This is a genomic window from Pseudonocardia acidicola (genome assembly GCF_012911935.1).
Lineage (GTDB): Bacteria > Actinomycetota > Actinomycetes > Mycobacteriales > Pseudonocardiaceae > Pseudonocardia > Pseudonocardia acidicola.
In genome coordinates, this window is the sequence record NZ_JAAXLA010000027.1 from 23,101 (window position 1) to 48,258 (window position 25,158).

Sequence of the window (25,158 nt, forward strand, 5' to 3'; positions counted from 1 at the left end):
ACCTGGGGCGGTGCGGTCAGCCGGCAGCGAGCGTGGGCCGCCCGGCGGGGGTGCCGTGCCCGATCCAGCGGCCCAACCGCTCCCGGGAGAGCAACTCGTCGACGACCATGAACGCGGCCCCGAGCAGCCCGGCCCGGCCGCTCAACGGGGAACGGGCGATCTGCAGGTCGCGGGTGGCCAGCGGCAGCGAGCGGCGGTACACGGCGTGGCGGATCGAGGCGAGCAGCAGGTCGCCCGAGGCCCCGACCCCGCCGCCGAGCAGCACCATCGCCGGGTTGTAGAAGTTCACCAGCGCGGCGAGCGTCTCCCCGACCAGCCTGCCGGCGCGCTGCAGCAACTCCACGGCCACCGGGTCGCCGAACTCGGCCGCCGTCACCACATCGAGGGCCTGCAGCGGGCCCTGCTCGAGCCGCTGCGCGAGCACCGGGCTGCGCCCCTCCCCGGCCGCCACCGTCGCGTCCCGGGCCAGCGCCGCCCCACCGGCCAGCGCCTCCAGGCAACCGACGTTGCCGCAGCGGCACACCACGTCGGCCGCCCCGGGCACGCTGCTCACCAGCGCGACGTGGCCGATGTCGCCCGCACAGCCCTGGGCCCCGCGGTGCAGCCGGCCACCGGAGACGAGACCGGCCCCGATCCCGGTACCGATCTTCACGTAGATCATGTCGGCGACGTCGCGGGCCAGGCCGGCGCGGACCTCGCCGAGGGCCATCGTGTTGACCTCGTTGTCCACCCAGACCGGGACGTCGTAGCGGGCGGCGAGCCGGTCGCGGACCGGGTAGCCGTCCCAGCCGGGCATGATCGGCGGGGCCACCGGGCGGCCGGAGGCGAACTCGACCGGCCCGGGCACGCCGACCCCGATGCCCCACACCGGCGACGGGTGCCCGTCCGCGAGCAGGGCGTCGAAGAGCTCCTCGACCAGGCTCAGCGTGGCCTCCGGGCCGGCCGCGATGTCCCAGGTCGCGTCGCGGTGCACGAGCAGGTTCCCGGCCAGGTCGGTGAGGCCGGCGCTCAGCCCGGTGGCGCCTAGCTCGGCGACGAGCACGGCGCCGGCCTCCGCCCGGAACCGCAGTTCACGAGGGGCGCGCCCGCCGGTGGACCGGCCGAGCTGGCCCTCCTCGAGCAGCCCGCTGCCGATCAGTTGGCCGAGCCGCTGAGTGATCACGGTGCGGCCGAGCCCGGCCCGCCGGGACAGCTCCGGGCGGGTCCGGGCCTCGCCGAAACGAACCATGTCGAGCACCGCGACCAGGCTGTCGAGCTGGTCAGGGGGCATCCCCGGGTCGGTCACCGCCATACCGCCTCGTACTCCGTTCCGGATAACGCACCGGTTCCGAGCGTAGAGCATTGACTTATGTTCAGAGCAAACATTACGGTGCGCGCATCGGTCCAAAGGAGGGGCGATCATGCGCCTGGGCTATCACTCGATCACCTGGGGTGGCGTCACCGGTGACGCCACCGGGGTGACCAGCGTCAAGGACCTCGTCTACAAGGTGCCCGGCTCGATGCACCGCGCCCTGCGCGACATCGCCGCCGCCGGGTACGAGGGCGTGGAGATGTTCGACGGCAACGTCGCCGACTTCGCCGACAACCCCGGCGAGCTGCGCAGCCTGCTCGCGGAGACCGGGTTGTCGCTGGTCAGCGTGTACACCGGGGCCAACTTCATCTACTCCGAGATCCTCCCGGACGAGCTGTACCGGGTGCGCCGCGCGGCCGAGCTGGCCGCGACCTTCGGCGCCGAGCAGCTCGTCGTCGGCGGCGGCGCGCGGCGCGCGGCCGGCACGCGAGAGGCGGACTACGACCGGCTCGCCGAGGCCCTCGACACCGTTACCGGCATCGCCGAGGAGCACGGCCTGTCGGCCTGCTACCACCCGCACCTGACGACGATCGTGGAGAGCCCGGAGGAGGTCGAGAAGATCTTCACCCGGTCCCGGATCGGGTTCTGCCCGGACACCGCGCACCTGGCCGCGGGCGGCGGCGACCCGGCGGCGCTGATCCGCCGGCACCCCGACCGGATCCGCCACGTACACCTCAAGGACCTGCGCCGCGACCCGTTCACGTTCCTCCCGCTCGGCGAGGGCGAGATCGACTTCGCCGACGTGCTGGCCGCCGTCCGCGAGGTCGGCTACGACCGCTGGCTGATCGTGGAACTCGACTCCTACGACGGCGACCCGGCCGAGGCCGCGCGGATCAGCAAGACCTTCCTGGACAAGGCCCTGTCGTGAGGCGCTTCCGGTACGTCGCCGCGCTCGGGCTGGCGCTGGTCGTCGTGCTGGCCGGCTGTTCCGGCCCCGCCGAGACCCGCACCGCGCCGCAGCGGGGCTACCCGCCGGCCCAGCAGGCGCTCGCCGCGCTGGCCGGGAAGGTGCTCGCCACCGGACCCAACGGCGAGCCGCCGGCCTCCGCCGAGTCGGTGACCCTCACGCCCGCCGAGATCGAGCAGGTCAAGGCGAAGAAGGCCACCGCCGCGATCGTCATGCACTACACCGGCGACGGCTGGACCGACGCCCAGATCGCCGGGCTGCGCCAGGAGTTCGGCGCGCTCGGGATCCGGATCATCGCCGTCACCGACGCCAACTTCGAACCCGACAAGCAGGTATCCGACATCGAGACCGTGCTCGCCCGCAAGCCCGACATCATCGTCTCCATCCCGGCCGACCCGGTCGCCACCGCCGGCGCCTACAAGCAGGCCGCCGCCGCCGGGGTGAAGCTCGTGTTCATGGACAACGTGCCGTCCGGGATGGTCGCCGGCCGGGACTACGTCTCCGCGGTGTCGGCGGACAACGTCGGCAACGGCGTCGTCGCCGCGCACCTGATGGCCGACGCGCTCGGCGGCCGCGGTGACATCGGCGTCGTCTTCCACGAGGCCGACTTCCAGGTGACCCGCCAGCGTCTGCAGGGCTTCGAGCAGACCATCCAGCGGGACTACCCGAACATCCACATCGTCGACCGCAAGGGCGTCACGGGTCCCGACTTCGCCGGCCAGGCGCAGGCCGCAGCCACCGCGATGATGGTCAAGCACCAGAACCTGGCCGGGATCTGGGGCGTCTGGGACGTCCCCACCGAAGGGATCATCGCCGCGGCCCGCGCGATCGACCGCCACGACCTGGCGATCACCACCGAGGACCTCGGGCCGAACGTGGCCATCGCGCTGGCGTCGAACCAATTCGTCACCGGGCTCGGCGCGCAGCGGCCCTTCGACCAGGGCGTCACCGAGGCCAAGCTCGCCGCCTACTCGCTGATCGGCAAGCAGGCGCCGCCCTACGTCGCGCTCGACGCGCTGCCGGTGACCCACGCAAACGTCCTCGACGCCTGGCGCGAGGTCTACCACTCCGACCCGCCCGCGCAGGTCACCGAGTCGTTCGTGGGAGGCCGGCAATGACCGCCACCGTGGCGCCGGCCGTCGAGATGACCGGCATCGAGAAGGCTTTCGCGGGCACCCCGGTGCTGCGCGGCGTCGACTTCACCCTCGCCCACGGGGAGGTGCACGCGCTCGCCGGCGGCAACGGCGCCGGCAAGTCGACCTTGATGAAGATCCTGCAGGGGGTGCACCGCCCGGACGCCGGCACGATCCGCGTCGGGGGACGCCCGGTGGAGTTCGGCGCGCCGGCCGACGCCGAGGCGGCCGGGATCGGCATGGTGTTCCAAGAGTTCAGCCTGGTGCCCACGCTGACCGTGGCGCGCAACGTCTTCCTCAACCACGAGCCGCGCCGGTTCGGACTGATCGACGATCGCGCGATGGTCCGGCGAGCCGGCGAGATCCTGGCCGGGATGGGCGTCGACCTCGACCCGACGGCGTCGCTGCACACCCTCTCGACCGGCTACTGGCAGCTCACCGAGATCGCCAAGGCGCTGGCACTCGACGCCAAGGTCCTGATCATGGACGAGCCGACCGCCAGCCTGACGAAGAGCGAGTCCGAGGCGCTGTTCGCGCTGATCGAGCGGCTCAAGGGGCAGGGGGTCTCGATCGTCTACATCAGCCACCGGATGGAGGAGATCTACCAGATCTGCGACCGGATCACCGTGCTGCGCGACGGCGGCGTCGTGCTCACCGCGGCGCTCGCCGACCTGACTCCCGAACGGATCGTCGAGGCGATCGTCGGGCGGCGGATGGAGAACGCCCTGGAATGGCACGAGCGGCCCGCACCCGCCGAGACCGGCACACCCGTGCTGGAGGTGCGCAACCTGACCGCCGCCAACGGCGTCACCGACATGTCGTTCTCGCTGTACGCCGGGGAGATCCTCGGGCTGGCGGGGCTGATGGGCAGCGGACGCACCGAGCTGGCCAAGCTCGTCTTCGGCATCGACCGGCCGGAGTCCGGGGAGATCCTGCTGCGTGGCGAGCCGGCCGGGATCACCAACCCGCGGATCGCGATCGCGAAGGGCATCGCGCTGGTGCCCGAGGACCGGCGGCGTCAGGGACTGGTCCTCGAGCACGCGGTGCGGGACAACCTGCTGCTGCCCGTGCTCGGCGGGCTCACCCGCGGCGGGGTCGTCGACGACAAGCGGGGCGACAACCTGGCCGCCCGGCTCATCGAGCGGCTGCAGATCACGCTGAGCTCGCCGAAGCGGCCCGTCCGGCTGCTCTCGGGGGGCAACCAGCAGAAGGTCGTCATCGGCAAGTGGCTCGGCCGGGAGCCCGACGTGCTGATCCTCGACGAGCCCACGGCGGGCGTCGACATCGGCACCAAGACCGAGATCATCGCGCGGATCCGCGAACTGGCCGACGCGGGCAAGGCCGTCATCGTCATCTCCTCGGAGCTCGCGGAGTTGCTCGCCGTGAGCGACCGCGTCCTGGTGCTGCGCCGCGGCACCGTCACGGCGGACCTGGATCGCCGGGACATCGCCGACGAGGAATCCCTCCAGCTCGCCGTCCAAGGAGTCTGACCATGTCCGACACGACCCTGGTGCGTCCTCGGACCACCATCGACTGGCGCCAGTACGCGATCTACATCGGTTTCGTCGTCGTGTTCGTGCTGTTCGCGATCTTCCTCGGCAGCGACGGATTCCTGACCAGCGCGAACCTGCTCAACATCTTCCGGCAGACCGCCATCATCTCGATCATGGCCGTCGCGATGACGTTCGTGATCGCCGCCGCGCAGATCGACCTGTCCGTCGGCTCGACGGCGGGGCTGTCCAGCGTCGTCGCCGCGCTGGCCATCGCCGGGACCGGCAACGCGCTGTTCGGCGTGCTGGCCGGGCTGGGCGTCGGCCTCGCCATCGGGATCATCAACGGCGGCCTGGTCACCTTCCTCGGGATGCCGTCGTTCCTGGTCACGCTGGCCATGCTCGGTATCGCGTTCGGGCTGGCGCAGTTCATCACCAGCTCGGCTCCGCAGCCGATCCTGAACGACACCTTCAACGCGATCTTCGGCGGCGGCAACCTCGGCCCGATCCCGGGGCTGCTGATCTGGACGGTGGTCGCCGTCGCCGTCGGCGCGGTGGTGCTGGCCAAGACCCGCTACGGCCGGCAGGTGCTCGCCACCGGCGGCAACCGGGTGGCCGCGGAGTACAGCGGCGTCAACACCAAGCGGATCACCTTCACGGTGATGCTGGTGTCGTCGGTGGTGGCGTCCATCGCCGGGATGCTCTACGCCGGGCGCCTGGAGTCGGGCCGCTACCAGTGGGGCACCGGCGACGAGCTGTCGGTGATCGCCGCGGTGATCCTGGGCGGGACGAGCCTGTTCGGCGGTGCGGGCAGCGTGATCGGCGCGCTCTTCGGCTCGCTGCTCATCGGCCTGATCAACAACGGGCTCATCCTGGCCGGGCTGGACAACAGCCAGCAGCAGATCATCCGCGGCCTGATCATCATCGTCGCGGTCGCCCTGGCCCGGAAGAAGTAGAAGCAGTCATGGCAGACCAGTTGCGAGCCGGGATCGTCGGCGCCGGGTTCATCGGCGCGGTGCACGCACACGCCGTCCGCGCTGCCGGCGGGGTGGTGGCGCGGGTGGCGGCGTCCACGCCGGAGCGGTCGGCGGAGGCGGCCGCCCGGGTGGGCGCCTCCGCCCCTGCCGCCACGGCCGAGGACCTGATCGACGCCGACGACGTCGACGTGGTGCACATCTGCACCCCCAACTCCCTGCACGTCCCGCTGGCCCGCCGCGCACTCGCCGCCGGCAAGCCGGTGATCTGCGAGAAGCCGCTGGCCACCGGGCTGGACGACGCACGGGCGCTGGCCGATCTCGCCGGCGGCCGGGTGGCGACGGTCCCGTTCGTCTACCGCTTCTACCCCGCGGTCCGGGAGGCCCGGGCCCGGGTCGCGGCCGGACAGGCCGGGCCGCTGCACCTGTTGCACGGCGCCTACCTGCAGGACTGGCAGGCCGGTGGGGCGTCCGCCGGCTGGCGCGGCGAGGCGGGCGAGGGCGGCGCGTACCGGGCGTTCGCCGACGTCGGCGTGCACTGGTGCGACCTGGTGGAGTTCACCACCGGGCACCGGATCACCCGGCTGTCCGCGCGGACGTCGGGCGGCGGCACGGTGAGCACGGTGGCGTTCGAGACCGACGCCGGCGCCACCGGGTCGACCGTGATCAGCCAGACCTCGATCGGGCGGCGCAACGCGCTGCGGTTCTCCCTCGACGGCGCCGAGGCCGCCTACGGCTTCGACCAGGAGCACCCGGAGACGCTGCTCGTGGGCGGCATCGCGGAGAACCGCACGGTGCACCGCGGCTCCCCGGCCACGTCGGGGGCCGCGGGGCGGTACTCGCTGCTGCCGCCGGGCCACCCGCAGGGCTACCAGGACTGCTTCAACGCGTTCGTCGCCGACACCTATGCGGCGATCGGCGGGTCCGCGCCGGACGGCCTGCCCACGTTCGCCGACGGTGCCCGCGCGGCCGCGCTGGTGGACGCCGTGATCACGTCCTCCGAATCGTCGACCTGGGTGGAGGTGCCCTCGTGAAGCTCGGATTCCTGACCGCGTGCCTGCCCGACCGGAGCCTGCCCGAGATCGCGGTGTGGGCCGTCGCGCAGGGCTACGAGGCGCTCGAGGTGGCCGCCTGGCCCGACCTCGGCGCCCGGCCGTTCACCGCGACGCACCTCGACGTCGCCGGATTCGGCGACCGCGAGGCCGAGCAGACCCGTGAACTGTTCGAGTCCCACGGCCTGACGCTGTCCTCCCTCGCCTTCTACGACAACAACCTGCATCCCGACCCGGACGAGCGGGCCGCGGTCAACGCCCACGTCGCGGCCTGCATCGACGCCGCCGCGCTGCTGGGCTGCCCCACCGTCGGCACGTTCGTCGGCCGCCACCCGGGCCGGTCGGTGGTCGAGAATCTCCGCGAGGCGGAGAAGGTGTTCGCCCCGCTGGTCGACCGGGCCGGCGAGCGCGGGGTCAAACTGATCATCGAGAACTGCGTGATGGAGGGCTGGCACCCCGACGGCTATCCGGGCAACCTCGCCTACTCCCCGGAGCTGTGGGAGTGGATGTTCTCCATCGGGCTGTACCTGAACTACGACCCGTCGCACCTGGTCTGGATGGGCATCGACCCGGTCGAGGCGCTGCGCCCCTACGTCGACAAGATCCCGCACGCCCAGGCCAAGGACGTGCAGCTGTTCCCGGACCGGCGCAACCGCTACGGCTGGCCGGGCAAGACCGTGGCGCGCGAGGACCCGTGGGACGTGGGCTGGTGGCGCTACCGGGTGCCCGGGCTCGGCGACGTGGACTGGCGCGCCGTGGTCGACACCCTCTACGAGGGCGGTTTCGACGGGGTGCTCTCGGTCGAGCACGAGGACCCCGTCTGGGGCGGCACCGAAGACAAGATCCACACCGGGCTGCAGGTCGCACACCGCACGCTGCGGCCGCTGATCGTCGCCTGAGGGCGGCAGGAAGGACGTCATGAGGATCCTCGCCGGGGAGCTCGCATGAGCCGATTCGCGATCCGGGGCGGGAAGCCCGTCGACCCCGGGGGCAACCCGTTCCTCACCCTCGGTGTCAACCACGCCGACGAGACCAACCTGAAGTACCCGCGCAACATCGGCATCCGGCGGCGCAAGTACGGCTCCCGGGAGAGCTGGATCCGCGACGGGGTCACGGCGGACCTGCACGACCGGGGCTTCAACACGCTCGACTGGACCCAGGAGTACGTCAGCGGCGGCTGGGGTGAGGCGCTCGACTGGTTCGCAACAAAGGCATCCCCGACCGGCAACTGGACGCCGACCGAGCTCGACCCGCACCGCACCGGGTGCGAGAGCCACGCCGCCCGGGCCGAGGACTACGGCGCCGCGCTCGAGGCCGTCCTCGACCAGCCGTGGTTCGCCGGCTGGCACTGGTGCGAGAACACCGGCCGCGGCCGGGGGCTCAAGGACCCGTGGGACGAGCCCTACCGCGACCTCACCGACCCGATGACCGAGCACAACCGCCGCGCCGCCGCGGCCTACCGGAAGGACGTCTGAGATGGGGAAGCTGGACGGCAAGGTCGCGGTCGTCACCGGCGGCGGCCGCGGTCAGGGCCGTTCGCACGCGGTGCGGCTCGCGCAGGAGGGCGCGGACATCGTCGTCTGTGACATCACCGAGCAGGTCGGCTCGGTCCCGTTCGCGACCGGGCAGGCCGGTGACCTGGGCGAGACCGTCGCCCAGGTCGAGAAGCTCGACCGGCGCTGCGTCGCGATCGAGGCCGACGTGCGCAGGACCGCCGACATGCAGCGGCTGGCCGACACCGCGATGAACGAGTTCGGCCGGATCGACTTCCTGCTGGCCAACGCCGGCATCCTCAGCCTGTCGGACACCACGTGGGAGCTGACCGACGAGCAGTGGGACGACATGATCGACATCAACCTGACGGGCGTGTTCAAGGCCTGCCGGGCGGTCGTCCCGCACATCCGCGCCGGCGGCAACGGCGGGTCGATCGTCATCACGTCGTCGATCGCCGGGCTCAAGGGCGTCGCCGGGTGCACCCACTACACCGCGGCCAAGCACGGCATCGTCGGCCTGATGCGCACGCTGGCCCGTGAGCTCGCACCGGAGCGGATCCGGGTCAACACGATCCACCCAACGGGCGTGGACTCGCCGATGTCGAACAACGACTTCTTCCCGGCCTGGCTCGAGGCCAACAAGGAGCTGGGCGACGCGATGCGCTTCAACCTCATGCCGGTCGACGCGATGCCGACGGGCGACGTGTCCGACGTCGTGGCGTTCCTGTGCTCCGACGACGCCAAGTGGATCACCGGCGTGACGCTGCCGGTGGACGCCGGGTTCCTGCTGAAGTAGGCATCCGCCGACCGCCGTCCGCCGTCCGCCCTCGCCGCGGGCTCGCGGGCGCTGGACCGGCCGGGCGGGTGCCCGGCCGGTCCGCGCAGCAGAAGCAAGGCTACCGCCGGGTCCTATGGCCCTAGTTGCATACGGACGTTCGCGACAGGCTTTCGCGTGCTCCGGTGGCCCGGATGGCGGTGATGCAGCGATGGCGGGATATCAGTATCGGTGCCCGGATTGCGGCGTCTGGGACGTCGCACTTGCGATGGGCACAGCAGAGGCGACCCGAGATTGTCCCGACTGCGGCCGGACGTCTGCTCGGCGGTACACCGCGCCCTCGCTGAACCGCATGCCTGCGCCCCAGGCACGGGCCCGCCTTCGTGAGGAGGCCAGCCGCGACGTACCCGAGGTGGTCACGGCGGTTCCGCCGAAGGCCCGCCGCCCGGTCGTCGCCGACCCTCGCACGGCCGCGCTACCGCGGCCGTAACCGGCCACCGGCGCCTTCCTGCCCGGCAGGGCGGAAACAGCGAGGAGGATTGAGATGGCCACCGTCGGACTGCTGTACGTGGGGGCAGTGCTCTTCTTGAACGGGCTGATGCTCATCGGGAAGGTGGAGCCCCGGGCGGCAGGGCCCTTGAACCTGTTCGTCGGAGCGCTGCAGGTACTCACCCCCACCTTCCTGATCTTCACAGCGGGGGGTGACACCTCGAAGATCTTGGCAGCGTCCGGCATCTACCTGTTCGGCTTCACGTACCTCTATGTCGGGATCAACCTGCTCGCGGGCCTGGACTCGACAGGGGTCGGGTGGTTCTCGCTGTTCGTCGCGATCGTGGCCTTGGGCTACTCCTACGCCAACTTCCAGGTACTGCACGACCCCTCGTTCGGCGTGATCTGGCTGTACTGGTCATTCCTGTGGGCGCTGTTCTTCCTGCTGCTCGGGCTCAAGCGGGAATCGCTGGAGCGCTACACCGGCTGGGTGACGATCGTCACCGCCTGGGTGACCGCCGCCATCCCGTCCTACCTGCTGCTGATCGGTGAATGGAAGAACCTCAGCCTGATCGCGATCGCCCTCGCCATCTTCGGCGTCGTGGTCTTCCTGGCGCTGCTGCCGCTCACCCGCCCGCGCGCGCCGCGCCGCGGTGCGCCGGTCACCGAACCCGCCCCGACCCCGGCACCGACGGGCTGACCTCCGCTTCCCGGCGCGGCCTGACCCGGTCGCGCCGGGGGGTGGGTGGGACAAGGACAAGGTTGTCCAGAAGGAGATGTGGTTGCGATGCCAGATGTGGTGTTCAGCGTCGATCAGGCGAAGTCGATGCGCGACCAGGCGGTGCCCGGGCACAACCGGTGGCACCCGGACGTCCCGTCCGCTGTAATGGTGCGCCCCGGGCAGCTGATCCGGGTCGAGTGCCGGGAGTGGACCGACGCCCAGATCCTGAACAACGACTCGGCCAACGACGTCCGCGACGTCGACCTGAGCCGGGCGCACATGCTCAGCGGCCCGATCGGCGTCGAGGGCGCCGAGCCGGGCGACCTGCTGGTGGTCGACATCCTCGACCTCGGCCCCGTGACGCCGCCGCAGGAGTACGGCGACGCACCCGGCCAGGGCTGGGGCTACACCGGCATCTTCGCCAAGGTGAACGGTGGCGGCTTCCTGACCGACTACTTCCCGGACGCCTACAAGGCGATCTGGGACTTCCGGGGTCAGTCGGCGACGTCGCGTCACATCCCGGGGGTGCGCTACACCGGGATCACGCACCCCGGGCTGTTCGGGACGGCACCGTCGGCGGAGCTGCTCGCCCGCTGGAACCGCCGCGAGCAGGCATTGATCGACACCGACCCGAACCGGGTCCCGCCGCTCGCGCTGCCGCCGCTGGAGCAGAGCACACTGGCCGGGACCGCCCAGGGCGACGCGGCGAAGAAGGTGGCCCAGGAGGGCGCGCGGACCGTGCCCGCTCGGGAGAACGGAGGCAACCACGACATCAAGAACTTCACCCGTGGCTCCCGGGTCTTCTACCCGGTCCACGTGCCGGAAGCCAAGCTCTCCGGCGGGGACCTGCACTTCAGCCAGGGCGACGGCGAGATCACGTTCTGCGGCGCCATCGAGATGGGTGGGTACATCGACTTCCACGTCGACCTGATCAAGGGCGGTATGGAGACCTACGGTGTCACCACCAACCCGGTCTTCATGCCGGGCAACGTGGAGCCCCGCTACTCGGAGTTCCTGACGTTCATCGGGGTGTCGGTGGACCGGGAGTCCGACGAGAACTACTACCTCGACGCGACCGTGGCCTACCGCCGTGCCTGCCTGAACGCGGTGGAGTACCTGAAGAAGTTCGGCTATTCCGGTGAGCAGGCCTACCTGCTGCTCGGCTCCGCACCCGTCGAGGGCCGGATCAGCGGAATCGTCGACATCCCGAACGCGTGCTGCTCGCTCTATGTGCCGACCGCGATCTTCGACGACGACATCAGGCCGTCGGCGACCGGGCCGGTGAAGAAGGACCGTGGACAGTGCGCAATGACGTCCTGACGGACGTCGGGCCCGCGCGCCGTGGCAGCGGCGCGCGGGTCACTCCGGATCTCTCCGGGATGCCCACCGCTCGATCGACACCGCGGGACGGGCCGTCACGGTGACCGCACCGCCGCAGTTCCAGCAGCTAGGCTCGCTCTCGGGGTCCTGCCCCTCGACCTCACACGCCCGGCAGAACCAACTCACAACGACCTGGAAGCTCATGGCCGCCTCCCTTCCGTGCATTACGGGCGGATACCCTGGTCCAGGGCGACCTACCAAACCCGGTCATTTCGTTGCGCCCCAACCGAAGACAACCATGAGTGAAGATCCGCCCGCACACCCTAAGCACATCGCCCGCGACCGCTTCGGCAAGGGTGCGCTGCACGCCGCGCACGACATCACCGAGGCACTTGCCGAGGCCGGTGTCGACGACGACGCCGTGGTGGTCCTGAACACCCGCGGCAAACGGCACAGCCTCGCCGAACTCGAGCAACTGATCGACGACGCACTGGCCGACGACGAGCAGGATCCGCCGGCGCACGGCGATCAGCCGGACCCGTGATACCCGCTCAGAGGGATTCGTAGGCGTCGAGCAACTGGGCCTCGGCCACCTGCAGGTAATCCGCGACCTCGACCGCGGCGGTCGGCCGATCGCCCGCCTCGAGCAGCCGGCAGATCCTCTCGTTGCGCACCAGGTACGGCTCGTGGAACTCCCGCACGCCCGGCATCCGGTGGAAGACCAGGCGCATCTCAGCCAGCAGCAGCCCCATCTGCTGGTCCAGCCGGGGGCTGCCGGCCAGCGCCACCAGGGCGCGGTGGAAGTGCTGGTTGGCGTTCGCCACGTCGTCCCAGCGGCCACCGGCGGCGGCCGCCAGCCCCTCGGTCACCGCGGCCCGGACCACGGCCACCGCGGCAGGGTCGCCGCCCGCCTCGCCATCACGCACCGCAGCCGGTTCGAGCAGCCTGCGGGCCCGGTAGACGTCCCGGACGGCATCGCGGTCGGGTTCGGCGACGAACACCCCGCGATGTGGTTCGCGGACGAGCACGCGCTCGGCCACGAGCTGGCTGAGCGCCTCCCGGACGGTGTTGCGGGAGACCCGCAGTGCGGCGCACACCGCCTGCTCGGGAAGCCGCGCGCCGGGGCGGAGCCGGCCTCCGGCCACCTCCTCGCGCACCGCCTCGGCCACCCGCTCGGCGGTCGAGGTGTGGGCGACCAGCGACCGCGCACGGGCCAGTGAGGCCAGCGCGTCACCGGCCGGGTCGACGAGGGTCACAGGACAACGGTATGTGACCGGCGGCCGCCGGGAGGACTCCGCCTGTTGCAGGATTGTTGAACAATCCTTACTCTCATCAATCACCGAACCGGACATCTGCGACGGGGGACCAGTGAGCGACGCTCCGAGAACCGCCACGGCCGCGATCGGGTCGGCCAGCAGCCGTGGCGCCGTGCTCGGCGCCATGTTCCTGATGGCCACCAGCGCCATCGGGCCCGGCTTCATCGTGCAGACGACCACGTTCACCGCCCAGCTCGGGGCGGCGTTCGCGTTCGCGGTGCTCGTGTCGATCCTGATCGACATCGCGGTGCAGTTGAACGTGTGGCGGGTGATCGGGGTGTCCCAGCGGCGCGCCCACGAGCTGGGCAACCTCGTCGCGCCCGGCGTCGGCTGGGTGCTCGCCGGGCTGGTCGTCCTCGGCGGCCTGGTGTTCAACATCGGCAACGTCGGCGGCACCGGGCTCGGCACCGACGCGATGCTCGGCCTCGACGCGAAGCTGGGCGGCGCGATGTCCGCCGCCATCGCCATCGCGGTGTTCCTCAGCCGCCGGGCCGGGGTCGCGCTGGACCGGATCGTCGTGGTGCTGGGCGCAGTGATGATCGCGATGACCGCCTACGTCGCGTTCGCCTCCGGCCCGCCGGTGGGCGAGGCACTGCGCAACACGGTGCTGCCCGAGCAGGTCGACTTCCTCGTCATCACCACGCTGATCGGCGGCACGGTCGGCGGTTACATCACCTACGCCGGGGCGCACCGGCTGCTCGACTCCGGGCTCACCGGTCCGCGCAACGTCGGCGCGATCTCCCGCAGCTCCGTCACCGGCATCGTGGTGACCGGCGTGATGCGGGTGCTGCTGTTCCTCGCCGTGCTCGGCGTCGTCGCCGGCGGCGTGACGCTCGCCGGCGAGAACCCGGCGGCCAGCGCGTTCTCCGCCGCCGCGGGCCAGGTGGGGCTGCGGGTGTTCGGCGTGATCCTCTGGGCCGCCAGCATCACCTCGGTGATCGGCGCGGCCTACACCTCGGTGTCGTTCGTGACCTCGCGCGGCACCACCGCACGCACCCGCAACCTGCTCACCGTCGGGTTCATCGCGCTGTCCGCCGTGAGCTACCTGCTCGTGGGCTCCGCGCCCGTGACGCTGCTCGTGTTCGCGGGCGCGTTCAACGGGTTGATCCTGCCGATCGGCTTCACCGTCGTGCTGTGGATCGCGTGGCGCCGCCACGACCTGCTGGGTGGCTACCGCTACCCGCGCCCGCTGCTCGCCGCCGGGGTGCTCGCCTGGCTGGTCAGCCTGTACCTAGGCTACTCCGCGCTCACGGGGCTGGCGAACCTGTGAGCACCGAGGTGGACCTGAACAGCGACCTGGGCGAGTCGTTCGGCCGCTGGGTGCTCGGCGACGACGAGGCGATGCTGGACCTCGTCACCTCGGCCAACGTCGCGTGCGGCTTCCACGCCGGTGACCCCTCGACGCTGCGCCGCACGACCGCGCAGGCCGCGAAGCGCGACGTCGCCGTCGGCGCCCAGGTCGGCTACCCCGACCTGGCCGGATTCGGCCGCCGGTTCGTCGACGTCGAGCCGGGGGCGCTGGCCGACGACGTGGTCTACCAACTCGGCGCGCTGGAGGGCATGTGCCGGGTCGCCGGCACCGCGGTGCGCTACGTGAAACCGCACGGCGCGCTGTACAACGCGGTGGTGCACCACGAGGCGCAGGCCCGGGCCGTCGTCGCGGCCGTCCGGGACTACGACGCCGCGCTGGCGGTGCTCGGCCTGCCCGGTTCGGCGCTGCTGCGGGCCGCCGAGGACGCCGGGCTGCGCGCGGTGCCGGAGTTCTTCGTCGACCGCGGCTACACCGCGCAGGCCACGCTGGTCCCGCGCTCGGAGCCGGGCGCGCTGCTGCACGACGCCGACGCGGCCACCGAGCGGGTGCTGCGGATGGTCACCGACGGCGTCGTCCGGGCCGTCGACGGCAGCGACGTGCGCGTCACCGCCGAGTCGGTCTGCGTGCACGGCGACTCGCGGGGCGCGGTCGCGATGGCCGCCGCGGTGCGCGCCGGCCTGATCGAGGCCGGCGTGACGCTGCGGCCGTTCGTCCGAGGGCCGGGCGGATGAAGGTGCTCCCCTGCGGCGACGCCGCCCTGCTGATCGAGGTCGGCGGGCTGCCCGGCGTACTGGCGCTCGCCGACGCCGTGCGGGCCGCCGCGCTGCCCGAGGTGCTGGACGTGGTGCCCGCGGCCCGCACCGTCCTGCTCAGCACCGCGCCCGGGACCGACCTGGCCGCGGTGCGGCGCACCGTGCTGGCGCTGCCCGTCGACGCCGCGCCGGCCGCCTCCGACGGGGACACCGTCGAGATCGAGGTGACCTACGACGGACCGGACCTGGCCGAGGTCGGCAGGCTCACCGGGCTCGGCGAGGCCGGCGTGATCGAGGCGCACACCGCGCGACCCTGGCGGGTGGCCTTCGGCGGGTTCGCGCCCGGGTTCGGCTACCTGTCCGACGGTGACCCGCGGCTGAACGTGCCGCGCCGCGACGAGCCCCGCACCACCGTGCCCGCCGGGTCGGTGGGCCTGGCCGGGGAGTTCAGCGGCGTGTACCCACGCTCGTCGCCCGGCGGGTGGCAGCTGATCGGGCGCACCGAGGCCGTGCTGTGGGACCTCGACCGCGATCCCCCGGCGCTGCTGCGACCGGGCGGCCGGGTGCGGTTCAGGCAGGTGCGGCCGTGATCGAGGTGCTGGCCACCGGCCCGCTCGCGCTGCTGCAGGACCTGGGGCGGCCCGGGCTCGCCGGCTCCGGGGTGGGCCGTTCCGGCGCGGCCGACCGGGCGGCGCTGCGGCTGGCGAACCGGCTCATGGCCAACCCCGAGGACGCCGCCGGGATCGAGGTCGTGTTCGGCGGGCTCTCGGTGCGGGCCGGACGCCGGTTGACCGTCGCGCTGACCGGCGCCCCGGCCCCCGCGACCGTCGACGGCACACCGGTCGGGCACCACGCGGTGGTGGTGCTGCGCGCCGGGCAGGTACTCACCCTGGGCGTCCCGCCGACCGGGCTGCGCACCTATCTCGCCGTGCGCGGCGGCGTGGACGTGGCGCCGGTACTGGGTTCGCGCAGCACCGACGTGCTGTCCGGGATCGGGCCGCCGCCGCTGCGCGAGGGCGACGAACTGCCCACCGGCCCAGAACCGGCGCGGTTCCCGCTGGTCGACGTGGCGCCGGTGGCCGTCCCGCCGGACGGCACCGTGACCCTGCGCGCCGTGGCCGGCCCGCGCGCGGACTGGGCCGCCGACGCGGCCGGGCTCACCGGCACCGTCTGGACGGCGTCGAGCCGCAGCGACCGCATCGGCATGCGGCTCGACGGGGAACCTCTGCGCCGGCTGCCTGGGGCCGACGAGCTGCCCAGCGAGGGGATGGTCCGCGGCGCGATCCAGGTGCCGCCCGGTGGCGGCCCGGTGCTCTTCCTCGCCGACCATCCGGTCACCGGCGGCTATCCGGTGATCGCCGTCGTGCTCGACGCCGACGTCGACCGGGCCGCGCAGGTGCGCCCCGGTCAGCCCGTCCGCTTCGCCCTCGTCCCGCCACCGTGGAAGGACCGCCCGTGAACCCTCGCGACCTGAGCCCCGCCGACGCCCGTGCCCGGTTCCGCGACGGGCTCGTCACCCCGACCGCCGGGTGGTGCGACGGCTGGACCCAGGCCAACCTGATCACCGTCCCGGCCGCGCTGGCCTGGGACTTCCTGCTGTTCACCCAGCGCAACCCACAGCCGTGCCCGGTACTCGACGTGCTCGACGCCGGCACCGTCAGCGGGCCGCTGCTCGACGGGGACATCCGCACCGACCTGCCGCTCTACCGGGTCTACGTCGACGGCGACCTGGCCGCCGAGACCCCGGACGTCACCGGCTGGTGGCGCGAGGACCTGGTCAGCTTCCTGATCGGCTGCAGCTTCACCTTCGAGCGCGCGCTCGGCGAGGCGGGCGTCCCGGTGCGGCACGTCGAGGAGGGGGTCAACGTGCCGATGTACCGCACCTCGTGGCGCTGTCGCGGGGCCGGGGCCGTGGGCGGGCCGCTGGTGGTGTCGATGCGCCCGGTCCCCGCCGACCAGGTGGCCGACGCGGTGCGGGTGACCGGCCGGTACCCGTCGGTGCACGGTGCACCGGTACACGTCGGGGATCCGCGCGAGCTGGGCATCGCCGACCTCGACGCGCCCGACTACGGCGACGCGGTGACCGTACGTGACGGCGAGGTGCCGGTGTTCTGGGCGTGCGGGGTGACCCCGCAGGCCGCCGTGGTGGAGTCCCGCCCGTCGCTGGCCATCGCGCACGCGCCGGGCTACATGCTGGTCACCGACGCGCGCGACGACGCCTATCTCGTCGGGGCCTGATCGGCCGCGGAGCGCTCCGCACCGGCCCGGGCCGCTGCCGGTCGCGGGGTGGCCAGCTGGGTCGGCTCGCAGCGCCCGCGCAGCGTGACGGCGTCGCCGAGCTCCCAGTTCGCCGCCTCCTCGGGACGGGCCAGCTGCACCGCCGCCCCGGCGGCGAGCACCCCACCCGGCACCGACTTGGCCAGCTCGGTGAGCCGGGCCGCCTCGTTCACCGGGTCGCCGATCACGGTGTACTCGTAGCGGCGGACGTCGCCGACGTTGCCCGCGACGGCGTCGCCGGCCGAGACGCCGATTCCTGCGGTCACCTCGCACAGCTGCGCGGTCAGCCGTTCGGCGAGCAGCCGGCCGGCCGCCAGCGCCGCACCGGCCGGGTCGTCGGAGTCGGTGGGGGCGCCGAACACGGCCAGCGCGGCGTCGCCCTCGAACTTGTTGATCCAGCCACCGCAGGACTCGACGACCTCGACGACGACGTGGAAGAACCGGTTGAGCAGGGCCACCACCTCGGTCGGCGGGCGCTGCGCGGCCAGCGCCGTGGAGCCGACCAGATCGATGAACAGCACGGCGACTCGGCGCACCTCCCCGCCGAGCTGCACGTCCGAGCGCAGCGCGGCCGCCGCGACCTCGTGGCCGACCTGGCGCCCGAACAGGTCCCGGATCCGTTCGCGTTCGCGCAGCCCGGCGGCCATCGTGTTGAACCCGGCCTGCAGCTGGCCGAGCTCGGTGCCGTCGTAGACCGGCACCCGGGCCTGCAGGTCGCCCTCCTCGACGCGGCCCATGGCGCTGCGCACCGCGAGGACCGGGTCGGCCACCGCGCGCGCCGCACCGACCGTCGTGAGGAACCCGACCACGAGCGCGGTGCCGCCGATGGCCAGCACGATGACCGCGAGCCGGGTGACCCCGACGTCGCGGAAGACCAGCGCGGAGACGGCCGACAGCAGCAGGCCGAACACCGGTACCCCCGTGCCCAGGGCCCAGAACAGCACCGATCGGACGATCACCCCGAACCTGATGCGGCGCCGCGGCGGGTCGGTGGTCAGCACACGCGCGGCCGCGGGACGCAGGATGCGCTCGCTGAGCAGGTAGGCGAGCGCGACCGTGGTGAGCCCGCCGAGCAGCACCGTCTCGCCGACCGACAGCGCCAGCCGCCAGGAGAACGTCGCGTTGAACGCCGCGAACACGGCGGTCGCGGTCAGCCACAGCACGGTCTGCACGGTGGCCAGCCGCAGCGGGCCGTAGAGCACGAGCTTGCGCTCCCGGCGCCGTGGGTCGCCCGCGCGCAGCCGGAACCGCCGCCCGCCCCAGTACAGCCCGAGCGGCAGCGCGGCGAGCAGGTACCCGCCGAAGAGCAGGAGGTTGAGCAGCCGGACGCGGCCGGGGTCGGCGATCGAGCCGGTCGGCAGCACCCACGCGGCCAGCATCATCACGATGGCGGCCCCGAACAGGTTGGCCACCACGATGACGGCCGCGAGCAGCAGCCGGATCGGCCAGCCGATCACCGACCGCTGCGCCTGCTCCGACTCGACCATGACCTGGGAGTTTAGGCCGATCGGCGCAACCGGCCGGGCGAGGTGGTGCGGACCGCCGCGCGCAGGTGCTCGTGCCCCGACCGCGACGCGACCGCGAGGTCCCAGCCACCCGGCCCGGCCTGCCGGGTCCGCAGTTCCACGGTGGACGGCAGCAGCAGCGGCTTGCGGAACGCGACGTCGAACTGCGCTGCGGCCGACAGCCGGCCCTGCAGCGCGGCGACGGCACGCGCGGCCGTCCACATGCCGTGCGCGATGGCCCGCGGGAAGCCGAACGCCCGCGCGGTGAGCGGGTGCAGGTGGATCGGGTTCACGTCGCCGCTGGCCCGGGCGTAGCGGCGCCCGGTGTCACCGGGCACCCGCCAGACCGCCGACGGCGGGCCGCCCTCGACGGCGGGCGGCTCGGGCTCGGCCGGCTCGCCCTCCGGCGCGCGGGCGCCGCGGGCCAGGTAGGTGCTGCGCCCGCGCCACACCGGCTCGCCGCCCGCCTCTACGTGCGCGACGAGGTCGACCCGGGCGCCCTTCGGGTGCGCCGCCAGGTTCTCCGCGTGCACCGCGATCCGCAGCCGCTCCCCCGGGTCGATCGCGCGGGCCGCGGTGATCCGGTTGCCCACGTGCACCAGCCCGGGCAACGCCAGCGGGAACGACCGGTCGGCCATCAGCGCGATCTGCAGACCGAACGCCAGCACGTGCGGGTAGGTCAGCGGCAGCGCGCCGTCCAGCGCGAACCCGCAGACCCGGGCGTACTCGGCGAGGTGCCCGAGGTCGACGGTGACGTCCTCTCGGACCAGTTCGGTGTCGGGCAGCGTCCCGGCGCGACCGCCCGGGAGCGCGGCGCCGATCGCGGCCTTGGCGTACAGCGGGCCCAGCGCGGGTGCGCCGTCCAGCAGGGTCACCGACGCCATCAGGCCCCCAGGATGCTCTGGCCGCACACCCGCACGGCCTGGCCGTTCACGCCGCCGGATTCGGCCTGTCCGAGCCAGCCGACCGTCTCGGCGACGTCGACCGGCAACCCGCCCTGGCGCAGGCTGTTGATCCGGCGACCGGCCTCGCGGGTACCCAGAGGCATCTTCGCGGTCATCTCGGTCTCGATGAAGCCGGGGGCGATCGCGTTGATCGTCGCGCCGCGCTCGGCGAACCGCGGGGCGAGCGCGCGGACCATCCCGATCACGCCGGCCTTGCTGGCCGCGTAGTTGGTCTGGCCGCGGTTGCCGGCGATGCCGCTGGTGGAGGCCACGCAGATGATCCGGCCGGTGTCGCGCAGCACGCCGGTGCCGGTGAGCAGCGCGTCGTTGATCCGCAGCTGCGCGGCCAGGTTGACCGCGAGCACCGCGTTCCAGCGGTCGGCGTCCATGTTGGCCAGCAGCTTGTCGCGGGTGATGCCGGCGTTGTGCACCACGATGTCCACGCCGCCGTGCCGCTCGCGGAGGTGGTCGAGCAGCCGGCGCGGGGCGTCGTCGGAGGTGATGTCGAGCTGCAGTGCGGTGCCGCCGGTGCGGTTCGCGACCGTCGCCAGTGCCTCCCCCGCCGCCGGGATGTCCACGGCGACGATCGACGCGCCGTCGCGGGCGAGGGTGTCGACGATGGCGGCACCGATGCCGCGGGCGGCTCCGGTGACGACGGCGATCCGCCCGGCCAGCGGCCGCACCCGGTCGACGGGGGCGTCCATCCCGGCCGGATCCACCGGCGGGCCGACCGGCACGCCGACGTGGACGACCTGCCCGTCGACGTAGGCCGAGCGGGCGGAGAGGAAGAACCGCACCGACGAGTCGACGGCCGCCGGGACGGCCTCGGACGCCACGACCAGCAGGTTCGCCGTCGCGCCCGCCCGGACCTCCTTGCCCGCGGACCGGACCAGCCCCTCCAGGGCCTGCGCGACCGCGGCCGCCTCGGCGTCGGTCTCGTCCGGCTCGGGGCCGAGCAGCAGCAGCCGCCCCGACGGGCCGAGCTCGCGGACGGCCGGGGTCAGGATCGCCTGCGCGGCGGCCAGGTCGGCGATGGTGCGGGCGCCCGTCGCGTCGAGCACGACCGCGGCGAGCTTCTCCTCCCCCGCCGCATCGACCACGGTGGCCCCGGACTCGGTGAGCAGCGCCCGGGTCGCGTCCACGAGCGCCCCCTTGCCCACGGCCCCGACCAGCGCGGGGCCGGCAAGCAGCGGCTGCCCGGGCTCGTAGCGGCGCAGCACCGGGACCCGGGGCAGCCCGGCCCGGGCAGTGATCGCCCCGCCGACGCCGGAGTTGGTCAGATTGCGGTACCAGTCGGTCGGGATCGAGCTCGGGGCACTCACTCGGCAGCCTCCAGGATCGCGACGACACCCTGGCCGCCGGCGGCGCAGATGGAGATCAGGCCACGCCCTGATCCCTTCTCGTGCAGCAGTTTCGCCAGCGTGGCGACGATCCGCCCGCCGGTGGCCGCGAACGGGTGACCGGCGGCGAGCGAGGAGCCGGCGACGTTGAGCTTCGAGCGGTCGATCGGCCCGAGCGGGGCGTCGAGGCCGAGCCGTTCCTTGGCGAAGGCCGGGTCCTCCCAGGCCTTGAGGGTGGCCAGCACGGTGGAGGCGAACGCCTCGTGGATCTCGTAGAAGTCGAAGTCCTGCAGCGTGAGGCCGTTGCGCTCGAGCAGCCGCGGAACGGCCCAGACCGGCGCGGTGAGCAGGCCGTCGCGGCCGTGCACGTAGTCGACCGCGGCGGTCTCGGCGTCGACGATGTGCGCCAGCACCGGCAGCTTGTGTTCCGCGGCCCACTCGTCGGAGCCGAGCAGCACCAGCGCGGCGCCGTCGGTGAGCGGGGTGGAGTTGCCGGCGGTCATGGTCGCGTCCGGACCGCGGCCGAAGACGGGCCGCAGCTTCGCGAGCTTCTCGGCCGAGGAGTCGGGGCGCAGGTTGTTGTCGCGGGTCAGGCCGAGGTACGGGGTGAGCAGGTCGTCGAAGAAGCCGCGGTCGTAGGCGGCGGCGAGGTTGCGGTGGCTCGCGGCGGCGAGTTCGTCCTGCTCGGCGCGCCCGACGCCCCACTCGGCGGCGGTGATCGCGGCGTGCTCGCCCATCGACAGCCCGGTGCGCGGCTCGGCGTTGCGCGGGATCTCCGGGACGATCTGTCCGGGCCGCAGGCCACCGAGGATCTTCAACCGGGCGCCGAGGCTGCGCGCCCCGTTGAGCGCGATGAGCACCCGGCGCAGGTCCTCGTTGACGGCGATCGGTGCGTCGCTGGCGGTGTCGACGCCGCCGGCGATGCCGCTCTCGATCTGCCCGAGGGCGATCTTGTTCGCGACCAGGACGGCGGCCTCCAAGCCGGTGCCGCAGGCCTGCTGGACGTCGTAGGCGGGCGTGGCCGGGGACAGCCGGCTGCCGAGCACCGCCTCGCGGGTGAGGTTGAAGTCGCGGCTGTGCTTGAGCACGGCGCCCGCCACGACCTCGCCGATCCGCTCGCCGGCCAGGCCGAAGCGGGCGACCAGGCCGTCGAGGGTCGCGGTCAGCATGTCGGAGTTGGACGCGCGGGCGTAGGCGCCGTTCGCGCGGGCGAACGGGATGCGGTTGCCGCCGATCACCGCGGCGCGCCGGGCGTTGGTCGCCATGGGGCCTTCCCTTCGTCGGGTGAGATTCCATTACCCACCAGTAGCCGGTACTGAAAGTACACGGTACTGTGAGTTCCGTGAAGGTCGCCCGTGATCGACGCAGCAGCCGGTGGGACGCCCACCGGCAGGCCCGCCGCGCCGAGCTCGTCGACGCCGCGATCGCCGCCATCCGCGCGCACGGCGCCGGTGTCGGCATGGAGGACGTGGCCGCCCGGGCCGGCACCAGCAAGACCGTCGTGTACCGGCACTTCGCCGACCGCGCGGAGCTGTACGTGGCGGTCTGCGCCCGGATCGCCGAGGCACTGGTCGCGCAGGTCCGCCGGGCCATGGACGCCGCGTCCGGCCCGCGCGCGACGGCGGCCGCCGGGATCGAGGCCTACCTGCAGCTCATCGAGGCCGACCCCGAGGTCTACCGGTTCGTGGTACACCGGCCGCTGCTCAGCGGCCGCGACGGCAGTGACATCCCCGCCGACCCCGTGCGCGATCTCGTCTCGTTGATCGGCGACCACGCCGCAGCGGTCATCGCCGGACGGCTCGAGCGCACCCGGGCCGACGTCGCCGCCGCCGTCCCGTGGGGGCACGGCGTCGTCGGCATGGTGCACGCGGCGGCGGACAACTGGCTGGCCCGCCCCTCGGGGATGACCCGCGAGGCGCTGGCCGCCCATCTCACCGATCTGGCCTGGGCCGGCCTGTCCGGCGTGGTGCCCGCTCCGGGGAGCGACACAGAGGAGGACGCATGACCGTCGAACGCGTGAACGCGATCGGCCCCGCAGCCCTGCAGCGCGTGCTGGACGGCCGCTGGGCCGCCGTACGCGACGACGTCCGCGCGCAGATGGGGGGGATCCGGCTGCATCCCGACCCCGACCTGGGCACCTCGGAGCACCGCGACCTGGTGGCCGACTGGATGCGCCGGCTCGCCGAGAGCCGCCGCCCGCACACCGGGTTCGACCCGGCGTACGGCGGCGAGGGGGACGTCGGCGGTGTCGTGACCGCGTTCCAGATGCTCGGCTACGGCGACCTGTCGCTGCTGGTCAAGGCCGGGGTGCAGTGGGGCCTGTTCGGCGGCGCGGTGCAGGTGCTGGGCACTTCTCGTCACCATGACAAGTACCTGAAGCAGATCATGGACGGGGACCTGCCGGGCTGCTTCGCGATGACCGAGACCGGTCACGGGTCGGACGTGCAGAACCTCGGCACGACCGCCACCTACGACCCGGCGACCGAAGAGTTCGAGATCCACACCCCGGACGCCGCCGCACGCAAGGACTACATCGGCAACGCCGCCCGCGACGGCCGGATGGCCGTCGTGTTCGCGCAACTGATCACCGGCGGCGCCTCGCACGGGGTGCACGCGCTGCTCGTCCCGATCCGCTCCGAGGAGGGCTCGGCGCTGCCCGGCGTCACGATCTCCGACTGCGGGCGCAAGGCCGGGCTCAACGGCGTGGACAACGGCCGGCTCATCTTCGACCGGGTCCGGGTCCCGCGCGAGGCGCTGCTCAACCGCTACGCCGAGGTGGCCCCCGACGGCACCTACACCAGCCCGATCGAGAACGAGACGCGCCGCTTCTTCACCATGCTCGGCACCCTGGTACGCGGGCGGATCAGCGTGGCCGGCGGAGCCGGCAGCGCGACCCAGAAGGCGCTGGCGATCGCGATCCGCTACGGCGAGACCCGCCGGCAGTTCAGCGACCCGGCCACCGGCGAGGAGGTGGTCGTCCTCGACTACCTCGCCCATCAGCGCAAGCTGCTGCCCGCGCTGGCCACGACGTACGCGCTGCACTTCGCCCAGGAGGAGCTCGTCTCGGCGATGCACGCCGTGCAGGCGTTCGGCGCCGAACCCGACGAGGCCGCGCAGCGCACCCTGGAGACGAAGGCCGCCGGGATCAAAGCCGTCGGGACCTGGCATGCGACCGCGACGATCCAGGCCTGCCGGGAGGCGTGCGGCGGCGCCGGTTACCTCGCGGAGAACCTGCTGCCGCAGCTCAAGGCCGACACCGACGTGTTCACCACGTTCGAGGGCGACAACACGGTGCTGCTGCAGTTGGTGGCCAAGGGCCTGCTGTCGGAGTACGGGGCCCGGGTGAAGAAGCTCGGTCCACTCGGGATGGCGCGGTTCGTGGGCGAGCAGGTCGCCGGCTCCGTGGTCGAGCGCACCGGGGCGCCGGCGATGATCGGCCAGGTCCGGCACCGCGACCTGCTCGACCGCGGCTATCATCGGGCGCTGCTCGTCGACCGCGAGGACCACCTGCTGGCCGCGCTCGCGCGGCGACTGCGCAAGGCCCTGACCCCCGGTGCCGACCAGTTCGGGATCTTCAACGCCGCCCAGGACCACCTGCTGCGGGCCGCGCGGGCGCACGTCGACCGGATCGTGTTCGACGCGTTCGCCGCGGCGGTGGAGCGGACCGGAGACGCTGCGGTGAAGCGGCTGCTCGACCAGGTCTGTCACCTGTACGCACTGTCGGTGATCGAGTCCGAGCGGGCCTGGTTCGTCGAGCACGGCCGGTTCACCGCGGCGCGCAGCCGCGCGGTCACCACCGCGGTCAACGAGCTGTGCGCGGCCCTGCGCCCGCACGCCCGGGCCCTGGTCGACGGCTTCGGCATCCCGGAGGACTGGCTGGCCTGCCCCCTGCTGGGCACTGACATGCTCGTGCGCGGATAACGCTGTTCGAACAGCGTTATCCGCGCACAGGCGGCCTGCCGCAAATTGGGACAGCGGGCGGGCCGGGTGCGCCGCCATCCTCGGTG

Annotated in this window: 25 protein-coding genes; 19 read left to right on the plus strand and 6 right to left on the minus strand. The window is 72.9% G+C overall.

What is annotated here, in order from left to right; all coding sequences use genetic code 11:
* Nucleotides 1-16: 16 nt before the first annotated feature.
* On the minus strand, nt 17-1,291 hold the full coding sequence (locus HF526_RS15955; RefSeq protein WP_239028747.1) for an ROK family protein: 1,275 nt from the start codon (nt 1,289-1,291) through the stop codon (nt 17-19).
* 109 nt (nt 1,292-1,400) lie between these two features.
* Between HF526_RS15955 and HF526_RS15960 the strand changes: the two genes are divergently transcribed.
* The 12 genes from HF526_RS15960 to HF526_RS16015 all read left to right on the plus strand — a co-directional run bounded on the left by HF526_RS15960 (nt 1,401) and on the right by HF526_RS16015 (nt 12,249).
* On the plus strand, nt 1,401-2,219 hold the full coding sequence (locus HF526_RS15960) for a sugar phosphate isomerase/epimerase family protein (RefSeq protein ID WP_169382234.1): 819 nt from the start codon (nt 1,401-1,403) through the stop codon (nt 2,217-2,219).
* On the plus strand, nt 2,216-3,376 hold the full coding sequence (locus HF526_RS15965; RefSeq protein WP_169382235.1) for a substrate-binding domain-containing protein: 1,161 nt from the start codon (nt 2,216-2,218) through the stop codon (nt 3,374-3,376). The genes HF526_RS15960 and HF526_RS15965 overlap by 4 nt, the downstream gene beginning before the upstream one ends.
* A complete protein-coding gene (locus tag HF526_RS15970) occupies nt 3,373-4,881 on the plus strand; it encodes a sugar ABC transporter ATP-binding protein (protein ID WP_211177296.1) in 1,509 nt (502 codons plus the stop codon). Before HF526_RS15965 ends, HF526_RS15970 begins: the two co-directional genes overlap by 4 nt.
* 2 nt (nt 4,882-4,883) lie before the next feature.
* Nucleotides 4,884-5,837, plus strand: coding sequence for an ABC transporter permease (locus tag HF526_RS15975; protein ID WP_169382236.1), 954 nt, complete (start codon nt 4,884-4,886; stop codon nt 5,835-5,837).
* Nucleotides 5,838-5,845: 8 nt separating this feature from the next.
* Nucleotides 5,846-6,889 (plus strand): Gfo/Idh/MocA family protein, encoded by a 1,044-nt coding sequence (locus tag HF526_RS15980; RefSeq protein ID WP_169382237.1) that lies wholly within the window; start codon nt 5,846-5,848, stop codon nt 6,887-6,889.
* Entirely contained in the window at nt 6,886-7,806 is a 921-nt protein-coding gene (locus HF526_RS15985; protein ID WP_169382238.1) for a TIM barrel protein, read from the plus strand. Before HF526_RS15980 ends, HF526_RS15985 begins: the two co-directional genes overlap by 4 nt.
* Before the next feature lie 45 nt (nt 7,807-7,851).
* Nucleotides 7,852-8,382: a hypothetical protein gene (locus HF526_RS15990; RefSeq protein WP_169382239.1), complete on the plus strand. Its 531-nt coding sequence runs from the start codon at nt 7,852-7,854 to the stop codon at nt 8,380-8,382.
* Between the two features lies 1 nt (nt 8,383).
* Nucleotides 8,384-9,196 carry a mycofactocin-coupled SDR family oxidoreductase gene (locus HF526_RS15995; protein WP_169382240.1) on the plus strand — a complete coding sequence of 271 codons (813 nt, stop codon included), beginning with the start codon at nt 8,384-8,386 and terminating at the stop codon, nt 9,194-9,196.
* Nucleotides 9,197-9,386: 190 nt separating this feature from the next.
* Nucleotides 9,387-9,665, plus strand: a complete 279-nt coding sequence (locus HF526_RS16000) for an FmdB family zinc ribbon protein (RefSeq protein WP_169382241.1) — start codon at nt 9,387-9,389, stop codon at nt 9,663-9,665.
* A gap of 54 nt (nt 9,666-9,719) precedes the next feature.
* Nucleotides 9,720-10,364 (plus strand): AmiS/UreI family transporter, encoded by a 645-nt coding sequence (locus HF526_RS16005; protein WP_169382242.1) that lies wholly within the window; start codon nt 9,720-9,722, stop codon nt 10,362-10,364.
* Between the two features lie 87 nt (nt 10,365-10,451).
* Complete coding sequence (gene fmdA, locus HF526_RS16010; RefSeq protein WP_169382243.1) at nt 10,452-11,705, plus strand: formamidase; 1,254 nt, start codon at nt 10,452-10,454, stop codon at nt 11,703-11,705.
* Between the two features lie 298 nt (nt 11,706-12,003).
* Nucleotides 12,004-12,249, plus strand: a complete 246-nt coding sequence (locus tag HF526_RS16015) for a hypothetical protein (protein ID WP_169382244.1) — start codon at nt 12,004-12,006, stop codon at nt 12,247-12,249.
* Between the two features lie 7 nt (nt 12,250-12,256).
* Here HF526_RS16015 and HF526_RS16020 read toward each other — a convergent pair whose 3' ends face one another.
* Nucleotides 12,257-12,961 (minus strand): GntR family transcriptional regulator, encoded by a 705-nt coding sequence (locus HF526_RS16020; protein ID WP_338051509.1) that lies wholly within the window; start codon nt 12,959-12,961, stop codon nt 12,257-12,259.
* Between the two features lie 112 nt (nt 12,962-13,073).
* On the opposite strand from HF526_RS16020, the gene HF526_RS16025 reads away from it, so the two are divergent.
* From HF526_RS16025 to HF526_RS16045, 5 genes are read left to right on the plus strand one after another with little or no spacing between them, the layout of a single operon-like run.
* On the plus strand, nt 13,074-14,291 hold the full coding sequence (locus HF526_RS16025; RefSeq protein ID WP_169382246.1) for a divalent metal cation transporter: 1,218 nt from the start codon (nt 13,074-13,076) through the stop codon (nt 14,289-14,291).
* Nucleotides 14,288-15,064, plus strand: coding sequence for a 5-oxoprolinase subunit PxpA (locus HF526_RS16030; protein WP_169382247.1), 777 nt, complete (start codon nt 14,288-14,290; stop codon nt 15,062-15,064). Before HF526_RS16025 ends, HF526_RS16030 begins: the two co-directional genes overlap by 4 nt.
* On the plus strand, nt 15,061-15,675 hold the full coding sequence (locus HF526_RS16035) for a 5-oxoprolinase subunit B family protein (RefSeq protein ID WP_169382248.1): 615 nt from the start codon (nt 15,061-15,063) through the stop codon (nt 15,673-15,675). The genes HF526_RS16030 and HF526_RS16035 overlap by 4 nt, the downstream gene beginning before the upstream one ends.
* Nucleotides 15,672-16,544 (plus strand): 5-oxoprolinase/urea amidolyase family protein, encoded by an 873-nt coding sequence (locus HF526_RS16040; RefSeq protein ID WP_169382249.1) that lies wholly within the window; start codon nt 15,672-15,674, stop codon nt 16,542-16,544. The genes HF526_RS16035 and HF526_RS16040 overlap by 4 nt, the downstream gene beginning before the upstream one ends.
* Nucleotides 16,545-16,555: 11 nt before the next feature.
* Nucleotides 16,556-17,323, plus strand: a complete 768-nt coding sequence (locus tag HF526_RS16045) for a putative hydro-lyase (RefSeq protein WP_211177305.1) — start codon at nt 16,556-16,558, stop codon at nt 17,321-17,323.
* Here HF526_RS16045 and HF526_RS16050 read toward each other — a convergent pair.
* From HF526_RS16050 to HF526_RS16065, 4 genes are read right to left on the minus strand one after another with little or no spacing between them, the layout of a single operon-like run.
* Nucleotides 17,305-18,849, minus strand: coding sequence for an adenylate/guanylate cyclase domain-containing protein (locus tag HF526_RS16050; protein ID WP_169382251.1), 1,545 nt, complete (start codon nt 18,847-18,849; stop codon nt 17,305-17,307). The genes HF526_RS16045 and HF526_RS16050 overlap by 19 nt on opposite strands.
* A gap of 11 nt (nt 18,850-18,860) precedes the next feature.
* Nucleotides 18,861-19,751, minus strand: a complete 891-nt coding sequence (locus HF526_RS16055) for a MaoC family dehydratase (protein ID WP_169382252.1) — start codon at nt 19,749-19,751, stop codon at nt 18,861-18,863.
* Nucleotides 19,751-21,133: a 3-oxoacyl-ACP reductase gene (locus HF526_RS16060; protein WP_338051510.1), complete on the minus strand. Its 1,383-nt coding sequence runs from the start codon at nt 21,131-21,133 to the stop codon at nt 19,751-19,753. Before HF526_RS16060 ends, HF526_RS16055 begins: the two co-directional genes overlap by 1 nt.
* Complete coding sequence (locus HF526_RS16065; RefSeq protein ID WP_169382253.1) at nt 21,130-22,416, minus strand: acetyl-CoA C-acetyltransferase; 1,287 nt, start codon at nt 22,414-22,416, stop codon at nt 21,130-21,132. The genes HF526_RS16060 and HF526_RS16065 overlap by 4 nt, the downstream gene beginning before the upstream one ends.
* A gap of 77 nt (nt 22,417-22,493) precedes the next feature.
* Here HF526_RS16065 and HF526_RS16070 point away from each other — a divergent pair, with 77 nt between their 5' ends.
* Together HF526_RS16070 and HF526_RS16075 are read left to right on the plus strand one after the other, a co-directional pair.
* Nucleotides 22,494-23,156 (plus strand): TetR family transcriptional regulator, encoded by a 663-nt coding sequence (locus HF526_RS16070; RefSeq protein WP_169382254.1) that lies wholly within the window; start codon nt 22,494-22,496, stop codon nt 23,154-23,156.
* The gene (locus HF526_RS16075; RefSeq protein WP_169382255.1) at nt 23,153-25,072 is read left to right on the plus strand and encodes an acyl-CoA dehydrogenase family protein; all 1,920 of its coding nucleotides are present in this window, start codon (nt 23,153-23,155) and stop codon (nt 25,070-25,072) included. Before HF526_RS16070 ends, HF526_RS16075 begins: the two co-directional genes overlap by 4 nt.
* Nucleotides 25,073-25,158: the final 86 nt, after the last annotated feature.

Bases quoted from the DNA above. Each gene is read 5' to 3' on its own strand.
- HF526_RS15995 (WP_169382240.1), top strand. From the start codon at position 8,384: ATGGGGAAGCTGGACGGCAAGGTCGCGGTCGTCACCGGCGGCGGCCGC.
- HF526_RS16055 (WP_169382252.1), bottom strand. From the start codon at position 19,751: ATGGCGTCGGTGACCCTGCTGGACGGCGCACCCGCGCTGGGCCCGCTG.
- HF526_RS16035 (WP_169382248.1), top strand. From the start codon at position 15,061: ATGAAGGTGCTCCCCTGCGGCGACGCCGCCCTGCTGATCGAGGTCGGC.
- HF526_RS16075 (WP_169382255.1), top strand. From the start codon at position 23,153: ATGACCGTCGAACGCGTGAACGCGATCGGCCCCGCAGCCCTGCAGCGC.
- HF526_RS16005 (WP_169382242.1), top strand. From the start codon at position 9,720: ATGGCCACCGTCGGACTGCTGTACGTGGGGGCAGTGCTCTTCTTGAAC.
- HF526_RS15980 (WP_169382237.1), top strand. From the start codon at position 5,846: ATGGCAGACCAGTTGCGAGCCGGGATCGTCGGCGCCGGGTTCATCGGC.
- HF526_RS15955 (WP_239028747.1), bottom strand. From the start codon at position 1,291: ATGGCGGTGACCGACCCGGGGATGCCCCCTGACCAGCTCGACAGCCTG.
- HF526_RS16050 (WP_169382251.1), bottom strand. From the start codon at position 18,849: ATGGTCGAGTCGGAGCAGGCGCAGCGGTCGGTGATCGGCTGGCCGATC.
- HF526_RS15970 (WP_211177296.1), top strand. From the start codon at position 3,373: ATGACCGCCACCGTGGCGCCGGCCGTCGAGATGACCGGCATCGAGAAG.
- fmdA (WP_169382243.1), top strand. From the start codon at position 10,452: ATGCCAGATGTGGTGTTCAGCGTCGATCAGGCGAAGTCGATGCGCGAC.
- HF526_RS15975 (WP_169382236.1), top strand. From the start codon at position 4,884: ATGTCCGACACGACCCTGGTGCGTCCTCGGACCACCATCGACTGGCGC.
- HF526_RS15990 (WP_169382239.1), top strand. From the start codon at position 7,852: ATGAGCCGATTCGCGATCCGGGGCGGGAAGCCCGTCGACCCCGGGGGC.
- HF526_RS16065 (WP_169382253.1), bottom strand. From the start codon at position 22,416: ATGGCGACCAACGCCCGGCGCGCCGCGGTGATCGGCGGCAACCGCATC.
- HF526_RS16015 (WP_169382244.1), top strand. From the start codon at position 12,004: ATGAGTGAAGATCCGCCCGCACACCCTAAGCACATCGCCCGCGACCGC.
- HF526_RS16000 (WP_169382241.1), top strand. From the start codon at position 9,387: ATGGCGGGATATCAGTATCGGTGCCCGGATTGCGGCGTCTGGGACGTC.
- HF526_RS15960 (WP_169382234.1), top strand. From the start codon at position 1,401: ATGCGCCTGGGCTATCACTCGATCACCTGGGGTGGCGTCACCGGTGAC.